Here is a 12349-nt window from a genome sequence, read left to right as displayed (position 1 = left end):
AATCGATCCTTTAAACGACGAGCATTGCTTCATTGTTTTCTGAGTCTGGATTGCGGTTCAGGTGTCGCACCACATACTTCAATCTAACCGGTTACGATCATGACTCGAAACGATTTTCCTGACGTACAGGCTGCCGCGCCCCTCACCAACGGGGACGGCCTCTCCGGTTTGCGGCTCCGCCCCCTGTCATGGCTGGTTTCGTCGCTGCTGGTCGTGCTCGCCTTGCCGGCGAGTGCCATTGCGGGCGCTCAAACGAAGTCTGATCTGGCGCTGGCGAGCGATGCAGCAACTGCAAGCACATCGACTCCGGTCGAGATTAAACAGCCGTCGACCCCGGGAAGCCATGCTCCTCCGGTGACGTTCTCACAGTGGCTCGAAACGCAACCGTCCAGTAGCGAGGGAGGACCTCCGGTGGATTCCGCCACGCTGCGGCGTATCTTCCTGAGCGCCGTCGAGGAAGCGGAGAAGCGCAGTCCCGAAGTCGGGCAGGCGTATGCCGCCTACGAAGCCGCGAAATCAGACGTCGACGAAGCGAAAGGCTTGCGGTGGCCGCAAGTCGACATCGGTTCGCAGACACAGGGTGTGCAATTTGGTCCCGGTAATCGAAATGGCTCCAACAACGGGAACGTAGTGACGGCGAACGTCACGACAACGGTGTACGACTGGGGGCGCACAAAGAACACAATCGGAAGTCGTGAACAACTCTCGGATGCCGCGTTCAGTAGTTATGTAGCGGCCCGCGATCAGAATGCGTTCGAGGTGACGAGCACGCTCGTTGAACTGGGCAAGCAGCGCACGATCGTTGACGTGAGCCAGCAATTTGTTGAGCGTATGGCCACGCTCGTGAAGATGCTCAGCGAAATTGTGGCTGTCGACCGTGGTCGCGGCAGCGAACTCACGCAGGCCAAGGCGCGTCTGCTGCAGGCTGAAGCTGCGCGCGACTCAGCGCAAGCGAAGGCACGTGATGCGGAACTGGCGTTGCAAAAGCTGCTGGGCGAAAGCGTACCGCCGATTCCGCACGCGCGCGACTGGCCGCTCCAACCGGGCAATCTGCCGCAACTCCTGGAGCGGGTGAATGCTCATCCGAGCTTGCATCAGATTCAGTCCGAGGCAAATGCGGCCGACCTGAATGCCAAAGTGGTGAAAGCGTCGGGCCTGCCGTCGGTGAATTGGGTTGTCACTGCGAATGCCGGAATCGGAGGCACGGGCGCGGGACAACGTGCGCCATGGCAAACCATGTTGACGCTCAACTGGGCGGCATTCCGCGGCGGTTCGACGCAGGCGGCGACGGCTGCGGCAGGGCACCGGGCACAGGCTTCGTGGCAGCGCCTCGACCAGCAGCGGCGTGACCTCGAGTATGGCATTCGCACCGCGGATCAGGATGCGCACACCATGCTCAGCCGTGCGGAGCAGTACAAACGCCTCTCCGCTGAAACCGATCAGGTGCGCAAGGCCTTCTTCGAACAGTGGTACCACCTGGGCAAACGAACCCTGCTCGATGTGCTCCTTGCGGAGAACGATCACTACGGCAACAGCGTGAGCGAAGTGACGAACCGTTTCGATGGCTACGCGGCGGTACTGCGGGAGCACGCATCTTCGGGTTCGCTGGTTGACTGGCTGGAGACCGGGCGCTCCGGCGGTTAGGTGTTGCGAATCAGAGCCGCACCGGATACAGGGCTTCGCGATGGGCTGCCTTCCTGTCTGGATGGCGGCCCTTTTTGCGTCTGGCGCACAGACGAGAAACATCGGACAACTGCCTGTTTAGCCCTTGCGCAATCGTGCATAGGCACCGCTGCTCGCGATTCCCGTGCCGGGAAATGCCTCGTTCCTTTCTGGTCAAATTCGAACTCGTCATATTTCGTTTTATTGCTCACCCATCAAGAATGGAGGTAGAGCAGCACTCTTGCGACTGCCATGTCGCCATTTTCTATCTATACGCTGGCCAGGTGGACCAGCATACGCACTCAAAGAGGCACTACCATGAGTACCAGTTCAGTGAAGCTGGCCGTTGTCGACGGCAGCACCATCAAGCAGACTGTTGAATTGCGCGGGTCCGCGCAAGGCGCTGCCGTTCGTGTAAGCGCCATCAAAGGTGGCAAATTCATTCTGGCCGAGAGCAAGACCGGCCACGGCCCCGAAAACATTACCGTGCGACGCTCCGGCAAGAATCTTCTGGTCAGCCTGGAAGGGGCGGAGCTCGACCAGCCGCAACTGATCATTGAGGACTTCTACGGCAATGAAGGCGAGCTGGTCGGCCTGGGTGAAGACGGGTCGTATCACGAATATATCGCTGCGGACGGCGAGGATGATCATGAGGCCGCTTTTCTTGTGGATGGCGCGGACTCGCCTCTGGTTCTGGGTGCGGCGCAACTGAACGGTTTCGGCGCGAATCTCGTCGCCGCGCCGGGTGTCGGTCTGGTGGGCTTCGGCCTCCTGGGCCTGGGTGCGCTTGCCGCGCTGGGTGCGGGGATTGCTGCCGCGAGCGGTGGTGGTAATGGCGGCAGCGCTCCTGCTGTAGTGGATGAACAGACGCCGCCGGGTGCAGTTGACGACGATACGGATGCGGACGCTGATTCCGACGCGGATGCGGATGCCGATGCCGATGCCGATGCCGATGCCGATGCTGATGCTGATGCTGATGCTGATGCTGATGCTGATGCTGATGCTGATGCTGATGCTGATGCTGATGCTGATGCGGATGCTGATGCTGATGCTGATGCTGATGCGGATGCGGACGCGGATGCCGATGCTGACGCGGATGCGGATGCGGATGCGGATGCGGATGCGGATGCGGATGCGGATGCGGATGCGGATGCGGATGCGGATGCGGATGCGGATGCGGATGCGGATGCGGATGCGGATGCGGATGCGGATGCGGATGCGGATGCGGATGCGGATGCGGACGCTGATGCTGATGCCGATGCCGATGCCGATGCCGATGCCGATGCCGATGCCGATGCCGATGCTGACGCCGATGCGGATGCGGATGCGGATGCCGATGCGGACGCGGATGCTGACGCCGATGCCGATGCGGATGCGGATGCCGATGCTGACGCGGATGCGGATGCGGATGCGGATGCGGATGCGGATGCGGATGCGGATATTCCGATGCGCGCTGGGGCGAGCGTTATGGCGAGGGCCGTTTCGCGGGCAAGCGCGCGATGCTGATCGTCACGACGGGCGGCTGGGAGTCGCACTACAGCGCACGCGGCATCAACGGTCCGATCGACGACGTGCTGTTCCCGATCCAGCACGGTGCGCTGTTTTACCCCGGCTTCGAGGTATTGCCGCCGTTCGTCGTCTATCGCACGAGCCGCGTCGACGAGGCGAAGTATGCCGAGGTCAGCGAGGTGCCCGGGCGACGGCTCGACACGCTGTGGACGGCCGCGCCGATCGCGTTCCTTCCGCAGAACGGCGGCGCGTATGAGATTCCGGCGCTCACATTGCGGGACGATCTGGCGCCGGGGCGGGTGGGGTTTGCCGCGCACGTTGAAGATGCGGGCGCAGAGACGGCAACTGAAGCCGATGAAGCGACCGAAGCCTGACTGGATCGTATGTTTCCCTGAAATTTGGTTGTAAGTCGCCATTGCTACAGTCGTTCGCGGACATAGGCCGAGGCATGCCGGGGCGCTCTTCTTCGGACGCCTGACGAACGTAAGCAGCCGGAAGCAAGCGCAAGGGGCGACTCACCATGAATCCAGTCCATACGTTCTGGCTCATTCTGATGCTGATCGCATCGCCGGCGTGGGCGTTCCAGTCGCGCGTCGTCACGATTCCGAGCGCGGCGATGCATCGTACGTTCGACGCAACCATCGTACTGCCCGATCGATACGCGCGTGGCAACCAGGCCGCGCGCTTTCCGGTCGTCTACGTGCTACATGGCTCGGGCGGCGATTACACGGACTGGACCGCGAATTCGCATATCGGCAAGCTCGCCGACCGCTATCACGTGATCCTCGTGATGCCCGACGGCGGCCGCGACAGCTGGTACATCGATAGCCCCGTCGATCCGCGCAGCCGCTACGAAACCTACGTGGGTACGGAAGTGGTGGCCTATATCGACAGCCATTTCCGCACGATCGCGACGAAGCAGGCGCGCGCTATCACGGGCTTGAGCATGGGCGGCTTCGGCGCGCTACGCATTGCGCTCGACCGGCCCGACGCGTTCGGCGCGGCGGGCAGCATCAGCGGTGCGGTGGACCCGCGCGGGAGCGAGGACGAGCCCGGCATCGAGCGGGTGTTCGGCGACCCGATGCAATATGCGGACTTCTGGAACAGCAAGGCGATCGTCGCGAGTGCGGAGGATTTCGGCCGCGACCATATCGCGCTGACGATCGATTGCGGCGTGAACGACTCGCTCGTGCAGTCGAACCGGCTGCTGCACGAGCGGCTCGTCGAACTCGGCGTGCCGCACGATTACGCCGAGCGGCCCGGCGGCCATACGTGGAAGTACTGGTCGAACGCGGTCAAATATCAGGTGCTGTTCTTTGCCGGCACGTTCAGGCAGGCGGCGCGCGAAATGCGTGACGCGCGCGCCGCGGCCGCGGCCTGACGGCGGACGGCTATCCGCGTCAATCGATTCCGTGAAACACCGCGTCGTCAGGTCCCAGGTAGACCGGCGGGCGCCACGCGGCATCGCGCATCGAATGCTGGACCTGTTTGTCGACGCCGAGCAGCACCGCGAAAATCGCCATCCGCACCGGAATGCCGTTGTCGGTCTGCCGGAAAATCGCGAGCCGCGAATCGTGATTGAGGTCGGTGCTCAAATCGTTCGCGCCGGGCCGGCTGTCGCGCGGCAGCGGGTGCATGATCAGCGTGTCGGCGCCGCACACGCTATCGACGAGCGCCTGGTTGATCTGGAAGTCGGGCGTGTAGCCTTCGAACGATTCGTCGGTGAAGCGCTCCTTCTGGATGCGCGTCGCGTATACGACGTCGGCGCCGCGCAAGCCAGTGCGCAGGTCATGCGTCTGTTCGATCACGTGAGCGTTGCGCGAAATCTGCTCGATGATATAGCCCGGCAATTCGAGCATCGGCGGCGAAATCAGCGTGAACTTGATGCCGCGATAGAGCGCCAGCAGCTTCACGAGCGAATGCACGGTACGTCCGTACTTGAGGTCGCCGACCAGCGCGATGTGCGCGCCGTCGACGATCTTGCCGAGCCGCGAAAACTCGCGCTGGATCGTGTAGAGATCGAGCAGCGCCTGGCTCGGATGCTCGCCGGGACCGTCGCCGCCGTTGATCACCGGCACGTTGGTCGCGCGCGCGAATTCGGCCACCGAGCCTTGCTCCGGGTGGCGGATCACCAGCGCGTCGACATAGCCGCTCATCACCCGGCTCGTGTCGTAGATCGATTCTCCCTTCGCCATCGACGAAAACGTGAAGCCGGTCGTGTCGCACACCGAGCCGCCGAGCCGGCAGAACGCCGCGCCGAAGCTCACACGGGTACGCGTGCTCGCCTCGAAGAACAGATTGCCGAGCACCGCGCCTTCGAGCACGCGCGAGATTTTGCGGCGCCGGGCGATCGGCTGCATGATGTCGGCGACGCGAAAGAGCGCCTCGACCGAGTCGCGCGAAAACTGATCGACCGACAGCAGCTGCGGCTTGCCCTCGAACAGAATCTGGCTTGCGAGCGATTGCGAGTCTACGCTTTGCGTATATCCTTCGCCCGGCTCCGTGTTCGCGACGATCTCCGACACAAAACGCTCGACGATTTCCGGCATCGCCCGCGATTCCTGCGAGTCGTCCGGCAGCAGCCACGTATCCAGCGCCCGGCGCGACACGCCGATGCGGTTAGCGAACGTATCGCGCGTCATGTTCAGGCGACGCATCGCATCGCGTAGGAAGGCTTGTTGCGGAACGCTCATGAGGGCACCTGTCGCAAAAGTGGGGTCGGCGAGAGTAAGGCAGCAAAACGCGTTGATGTACGCGGTGCGTATATTAGTTTCCGGCGCGTAGAAGTCAAGCGTTTTCCTTCGCGAGCTGGTTCGTCGGCCCTCGCAGGACGGCATCGTCGCGCATTTCAGCGCGCTCGCGGACGCGAGCGTACATCCAGTCGTGCTCTACGATATTCCGCAACGCACCGGCGTGCGGCTCGACCTCGACACGCTGCTGACGCTCGCCGTGCATCCGCGAATTCAGGCGATCAAGGATTGCGCCGGTTCGCTCGACACGACGCTCGCGCTGATTCGCGACGGCCGTCTGCAAGTGCTCGCGGGCAACGACCTGGAGCTCTTCTCGACGGTGTGCGCGGGTGGAAGCGGGGCGATCGCGGCGTCGGCGCATTGGCGGCCCGAGCGTTTCATCGCGCTTTATCGCGCGTTGACGCAGGGGAAGCTCGACGAAGGACGACGCATTTTTCACGCGCTCGTGCCGCAGATCCAACTCGCGTTCGCGGAACCGAATCCCGCGCCGGTGAAGGCGCTGCTCGCGGCGAGGGGATGGGTGCGCAACGAATTGCGTTTGCCGATGACGCGTGCGAGCGAGGCGTTGACCGAACGGCTCGCGGCGTTGGGGGAGACGCTGCTCAGATAGAGACGCCGCTTGCGGCCATCGTTCTGCCGCGGAGCATTGCGCCGAAGTCGTCGGCGTTGATCGGCTTGCCGAGCAGGTAGCCCTGCACTTCGTCGCACATCATCGAGCACAGCTTGTCGAGTTGCGATTGGGTTTCGACGCCCTCGGCGACCACGTCCATTTCGAGCGAGTGCGCGAGCGCGATGATCGCCGACACGATTGCGCTGCCCGCGGCGCCGTTCGCGTCGAGACCGTTGATGAAGAAGCGATCGATCTTCAACTGCTTCACCTGGAAGCGCTGCAGATACGCGAGGCTCGAATAGCCGGTGCCGAAGTCGTCGATCGAGATGTCGAAGCCGCTCGCCTGAAACGCGCGGATTACTTCGACGGTGCGCGCGGCATCCTGCATCGCTACGGTCTCGGTGATCTCGAACATGATCTGCTCGCACGCGACGTCCTCGCTCCTGACGATGTCGAGGATCGTCTCGACGAGGTCCGGTTGCAACAGCTGACGCGGCGACAGGTTGATCGCCACCTTCATCGCCGGCAGGCCCTGTTCGATCCAGCCGCGAATGCGCCGGCAGGTTTCACGCACGACCCAGTAGCCGATCTGCACGATCTGCCCGGAGCGCTCGGCGACCGGGATGAACTCGGCCGGCATCAGCGCGCCCATCTCCGGATCGTGCAGGCGGATCAGCGCCTCGGCGCCCGCGAGCGCGTCGCCGCCGCGCTCAAACTTCGGCTGGAACAGCAGCGAGAAACGATCATTCGCGAAGGCGTCGTGCAGCACTTGCTGGATCCGCAGCGTGCGCGTGGCGGCCTCGTTCATGCTGCGCTCGAAGAAGCGGTAGGTGCCGCGGCCGGCGCGCTTCGCTTCGTACATCGCGGCGTCCGCGTGCTGGAGCAGCGTCTCGACGCTGTCGCCATCGCGCGGATAGAGCGCAATGCCGATGCTCGGCATCACCTGCAGCGGTTGTTCGTCGCTCCACGTGCCCTGGCGCATCCGGTGAAGCACGCCGTCGGCGAGCGCGGCCGCGTCGTCGCCGCACGTAAGGTGTTCCGTGAGCACGACGAACTCGTCGCCGCCGAGCCGCGCGACGGTGTCGCTCGAACGCACGCATTGCTGCAGGCGTTGCGCGAATGCGGACAGCACCGCGTCGCCGGCCGAGTGACCGAGCGAATCGTTGATCGTCTTGAAGCCGTCGAGATCCATGAACAGCACCGCGAACGACGTACGCTGGCGACGCGCGCCGCTGATCGCGCGTTCGATCCGCTCGGTCAGCGTCGCGCGGTTCGGCAGGCCCGTCAGCGCGTCGAGCGTCGCGAGCCGCACGATCTGGCCGTTCAGCCGCGACACCGCGCCGAGCAGGAAGGTGGTGCGCACGTCGAAGCGCGACAGCATCAGCGTGACGATCAGCACCGCGAACGTGAGCAGGACCACCGAGGTGGCGAGCCATTGCGCATTCATGTCGTTGGCCGCGCCGCAGATCGCGCCCGGCGCGAAGTCGGCGGCGGCCATGCCGGTGTAGTGCATGCCGCTGATCGCGACGCCCATCACCAGCGCCGCGGCGAGACGTTTGCGTGCGATATGACGCTCGTGTTCGTTGCTGAGCGCGCGCGCCATCCACAGCGCGGCGCTCGACGCGCCGATCGCGATCGCGATCGAGGTCGCGAACCATGCCGGCTGGTAGTGGATCGCGGGCGCCATGCGCAGCGCCGCCATCCCGGTGTAATGCATGCCGGCGATAGCGATCCCCATCGCCACGCCGCCCATCAGCAGCCGGACCGGCGTCAGGCGCTGCTGGGTCGTCAGCGAGAGCGCCAGATACGAAGCGCCGATCGCGAGGGCCAGCGAGCAGGCGGTCGTCGCCGGGTCGTAGCCGAGCGGGATAGGCAGCGAGAACGCGAGCATCGCGACGAAGTGCATCGACCAGATGCCGACACCAAGCGCGAACGCGCCGCCGAGCCGCCATGCATGCCGCCGGCGCGTCGAGCCGAGCAGGAAGATGCGGCCCGTCAGATCGAGCGCGGTGTACGACGCGAGGGTCGCGACCGCGAACGAAATCGCGACGAGCCAGAAATTATATGAACTCTGCATATTGGGTCCGCCGGGAGGAGTCCGGCTGGACATGTTATCGGCACTTTTCGAACTTTGTTCAACTTATTTGCGATTTGCGAACAGAAGCAAAACCGGCGCGCGGACGGCGGCGGATGCCGCGCTGGAACGCGTGTCGGATTGCGAGTCACGCTATGCATCGGAGCGTGGATCGGACGGCGGATCGGCGTCCTCGCGGCTCAGCGGGAAGCCTTCGTCCAGCCAGCCGGTGACGCCGCCCGCCATCAGCTTGACGGGCCGCCCCAACTGGGCGAGCCGCAGTGCGCCGCGCGCCGCGCCGTTGCAGTGCGGGCCCGCGCAGTAGGTGACGAACAGCGTGTCCGGCGCATAAGCCGCGAGCTTCGACGTGACGATCTTGCCGTGCGGCAGATTCAGTGCGCCCGGCACGTGGCCCTGCGCGAACAGCGCGGGACTGCGCACGTCGAGCAGCACGAAGCCGGGCGCTCCACTCGCGAGCGCGGCGTGGACGTCGGTGCAATCGGTTTCGAAGCGCAGCGACGCCTGGAAGTGCGCGAGCGCGGCGGCGCTGTCGGCGGCGGGGATCGCGGTGACGGCGTTCGGGACGGTGGTGAGGTTGTCGTGAGTCATGGCAAACAGGGGTGAGTTGATCGGGTGGTGGGGCGCGCGCGTTTCAGGCACGGTCGATTGTGACGAGCGGCGGGTCGCCCGGTAAGTGGCGTGATCGTCAATCTTCGGTAACATTGCGCCATGCACAATCATCTCGTCGTCGCGCTGGCCTACGACCGGCTTTGCACCTTCGAATTCGGCTGCGTGACCGAACTGTTCGCACTCGAGCGTCCCGAACTCGGCGTGCCGTGGTATCGCTTCGCGGTCTGTGCGAGCGAGCCCGGTCCGATCCGCGCGGCGGGCGGCATCACGCTGGCCGCGCCCTACACGCTGAAGCTGCTCGCGAGCGCCGACACGATCGTGATTCCGGGTTGGCGCGATGCCGACGAGGTGCCGCCGGCCGCGCTGCTGCGCAAGCTTCGCGCGGCTTACGAGCGCGGCGCGCGGCTCTGCTCGATCTGCTCGGGCGTGTTCGTGCTCGCGGCGGCCGGCGTGCTCGACGGCAAGACCGTGACGACCCACTGGCGCTACGCGGACAAGTTGCAGCAGCGCTATCCGCAACTGCGTGTGCAGCCCGACGCGCTGTATGTCGATGAAGGGCAGGTGATCACGTCGGCGGGATCGGCGGCCGGGCTCGACATGCTGCTGCATCTGGTGCGGCGAGATCATGGCGGCGCGGTCGCGAATCGCGTCGCGCAACGGCTCGTGGTGCCGCCGCATCGCGAGGGTGGCCAGGCGCAGTTCGTGCCGCGCCCGATGCCGCCCGACGAAAGCGGACGTATCGCGAAGCTGATGGACTGGGTGCGCAGCCATGCGGCCGAGCCGCATACGCTGCGCTCGCTCGCCGGGCGCGCGGCGATGAGCCCGCGCACGCTACAACGGCAGTTCCGCGACGCGACCGGCATGGCGCCTTATGAATGGCTCGTCAGGGAGCGCGTCGCGCTTGCGCGTGAGTTGCTCGAAGCCGCGACGCCGCTGCCGATGGCGCGCGTCGCCGAGCTGGCGGGGTTCGGGTCGGAGGAGTCGTTGCGGCGGCATTTTCGCCGGATCGCGTTGACGAGTCCGGGGGCGTATCGGCGCAGGTTCGGTGGAGAGGGGTGAGTCCAGCAGATCGTAAGCACAATGGATGCGACACATTGATGACATTGGACATGTATTCGAACCAACATAGCGCGTTCGTCAGCAACAGGAGCGCGGTCGCGTTGAACGCCAACAACGACGCATAGAACTCGAAGTTCGAGCCTGTCGAGCGCGCCCACCGGCGATACCCGTAGGCAAGCAGCCCACCGATCGCCACTGCCGCGACAAGCAACGACAGCCACGTCACGGCATCCGGGTTGAACGCGCATTGAATTCGCGGCACGCCGCGAGGTCACAGCAGCAGGCATGGAGCTCACGTCGAGCTTGCCCATTCAACGGAACCCGCTATGTCCGATATCGCAAAGATCATCGCCAACTTCAACGCCGGGCGGGACCCCGAACGACTCGCGATGAAATACAAAGCCATGCGCGGCTCGCCGTTCGTATTTCTGCGCGGCACCTGCCATCTGTTCTATGCGCGTCTGCCGCGCGCGAACGTACTCGACGACGCGCCGCACGTGTGGATCTGCGGCGACATGCACCTCGAAAATTTCGGCAGCTACAAGGGCGACAATCGCCTCGTCTACTTCGACAACAACGACTTCGACGAAGCCTGTCTCGCGCCGGTTCCCTACGAGCTGGTGCGTCTGTTGACGAGCGTGCTGGTCGGCGCGGCCAACCTGAAGCTGAGCCGCGCTGAAGCGCTCGCGCTGTGCCACACCGCTCTCGATGCCTACGGCGCCGCGCTCGCGTACGGCAAGTCGCGCTGGATCGAAGCGGAGACCGCGACCGGCATGGTGCGCGATCTGTTCGTGGCGCTCGCGAGCCGCACGCGCGCCGCGCATCTGGACCGTCGCACGGTACTCAAGGGCAAAACGCGCATGCTGAAGGTCGACGGCAAGAAAGCGCTGCCCGTCAGCGATGAACGGCGTGCCGCGGTCGCGCAGTTCATGCAGCAGTTCGCGGTGACGGAGCCGAATCCCGAGTTCTACCGCACGCTCGATGTCGCGCGCCGCATTGCGGGGACGGGCAGCCTCGGTGTCGATCGCTATGTGATTCTGGTCGAGGGCAAGGGCTCGCCCGATGGCAACTACCTGATCGATTTGAAAGAGGCGCTGCCGTCATCGGTGAGTGCGCACGTGACGGCGACGCAGCCGAAGTGGCAGACCGAGGCGCAGCGTGTCGTCGAAGTGCAGCGGCGCAATCAGGCGGTCTCGCAGGCCTTTTTGCACGCGGTGGAATTCAATCAGCGCTCCTATGTGCTGCGGAGTTTGCAGCCATCGGAAGATCGCGTCGCGCTTGCCGACTGGGACGGCAAGCTGCCGCGGCTCGAGGCAGTGATCAACAGCATGGCCGAGTTGAGCGCGTGGGCGCATCTGCGCAGCGGAGGGCGGCAGAAGTCGGCGATCGCGGACGATCTGATCGCGTTTGGCAGTCGGCGCGATTGGCAACTGCCGTTGATCGATCTTGCGACGCAGTGTGAGGCGCAGGTCGCGGCGGACTGGAAGGCTTATTGCGAAGCTTATGATCGGGGAACCTTCGAGACTGGCGGTTTCTAGGGATGATCGGCGGGGGATTGAAGACGCGGTAAGTAGAGGGTGACAACGTGCAAGCTTCGTTCACGGCGCGATCCAATGGCCGTGCCACGCGTGCCCCTCTCGTCGACAGATCGAGATAGTCGATCTCCTGAACCGAATCCATCACCACACTGAAGTGTTCGTAGCCATCGAGTTCTCCGATAAGCCATTGCTGTGATAGGGCCCGGCCGGTCGAACTCCGAACGAGCGTTCCCAGCTTTCGACGGCGCACGGTCGGATTCCTGTCGACCACCGAAGGTGCATTGAAGATCGGCTCCGTCGCTTTTCAGATCGACTCATTTCGACGTGTTGGGCGGCAGAGTTCCGGTGGCGACATCGTGTGAATAGTGCGGCGATGCCCACGTTCGATGCATCCCGAGACTCGGCGCGAATCATTCATATATGCCCAGCATTTTCCACCCGAGCGGGCCAACAACCAGCCATGCAACGATGTAAAAGAGACTCATCCGAAAGATGAGCTTAAAAATGAGATGCCCGA

Annotated in this window: 8 protein-coding genes and 2 pseudogenes; 7 read left to right on the top strand and 3 right to left on the bottom strand. The window is 64.2% G+C overall.

Annotated elements, in window-relative coordinates; translation table 11 throughout:
- Positions 1 to 99: 99 nt before the first annotated feature.
- The 4 genes and pseudogenes from OKW26_RS14930 (at position 100) to OKW26_RS14915 (ending at position 4552) form a co-directional block, all read left to right on the top strand.
- Complete coding sequence (locus OKW26_RS14930) at positions 100 to 1644, top strand: TolC family protein (RefSeq protein ID WP_429354096.1); 1545 nt, start codon at positions 100 to 102, stop codon at positions 1642 to 1644.
- Positions 1645 to 1980: 336 nt separating this feature from the next.
- On the top strand, positions 1981 to 3168 hold the full coding sequence (locus OKW26_RS14925; protein ID WP_429354095.1) for a hypothetical protein: 1188 nt from the start codon (positions 1981 to 1983) through the stop codon (positions 3166 to 3168).
- A pseudogene (locus OKW26_RS14920) lies at positions 3099 to 3545 on the top strand (NAD(P)H-dependent oxidoreductase); the annotation flags it as partial. The gene OKW26_RS14925 and the pseudogene OKW26_RS14920, both read left to right, overlap by 70 nt.
- Positions 3546 to 3691: 146 nt before the next feature.
- A complete protein-coding gene (locus tag OKW26_RS14915; RefSeq protein WP_429354094.1) occupies positions 3692 to 4552 on the top strand; it encodes an alpha/beta hydrolase in 861 nt (286 codons plus the stop codon).
- Between the two features lie 19 nt (positions 4553 to 4571).
- Here the strand turns inward: OKW26_RS14915 and OKW26_RS14910 are convergent, their stop codons facing one another.
- The gene (locus OKW26_RS14910) at positions 4572 to 5864 is read right to left on the bottom strand and encodes an aspartate carbamoyltransferase (protein WP_184049474.1); all 1293 of its coding nucleotides are present in this window, start codon (positions 5862 to 5864) and stop codon (positions 4572 to 4574) included.
- A gap of 124 nt (positions 5865 to 5988) precedes the next feature.
- Here OKW26_RS14910 and OKW26_RS14905 point away from each other — a divergent pair.
- Positions 5989 to 6531 (top strand): annotated as a pseudogene (locus OKW26_RS14905) (dihydrodipicolinate synthase family protein); the annotation flags it as partial.
- On the opposite strand, the gene OKW26_RS14900 reads toward OKW26_RS14905, so the two are convergent.
- Positions 6524 to 8608 (bottom strand): putative bifunctional diguanylate cyclase/phosphodiesterase, encoded by a 2085-nt coding sequence (locus tag OKW26_RS14900; RefSeq protein ID WP_429354093.1) that lies wholly within the window; start codon positions 8606 to 8608, stop codon positions 6524 to 6526. The pseudogene OKW26_RS14905 and the gene OKW26_RS14900 sit on opposite strands and share 8 nt — an antisense overlap.
- A 150-nt stretch (positions 8609 to 8758) precedes the next feature.
- On the bottom strand, positions 8759 to 9214 hold the full coding sequence (locus OKW26_RS14895) for a rhodanese-like domain-containing protein (RefSeq protein WP_090806430.1): 456 nt from the start codon (positions 9212 to 9214) through the stop codon (positions 8759 to 8761).
- A gap of 120 nt (positions 9215 to 9334) precedes the next feature.
- Here OKW26_RS14895 and ftrA point away from each other — a divergent pair, with 120 nt between their 5' ends.
- The gene (gene ftrA, locus OKW26_RS14890; protein WP_090806428.1) at positions 9335 to 10294 is read left to right on the top strand and encodes a transcriptional regulator FtrA; all 960 of its coding nucleotides are present in this window, start codon (positions 9335 to 9337) and stop codon (positions 10292 to 10294) included.
- 326 nt (positions 10295 to 10620) lie between these two features.
- Positions 10621 to 11832: a DUF2252 domain-containing protein gene (locus tag OKW26_RS14885; RefSeq protein ID WP_429354092.1), complete on the top strand. Its 1212-nt coding sequence runs from the start codon at positions 10621 to 10623 to the stop codon at positions 11830 to 11832.
- Positions 11833 to 12349 lie beyond the last annotated feature (517 nt).

It is taken from the genome of Paraburkholderia sp. 32 (genome assembly GCF_050435345.1).
GTDB classification, from domain to species: domain Bacteria; phylum Pseudomonadota; class Gammaproteobacteria; order Burkholderiales; family Burkholderiaceae; genus Paraburkholderia; species Paraburkholderia tuberum.
This window is presented reverse-complemented; position numbering and strand designations above follow the sequence as displayed.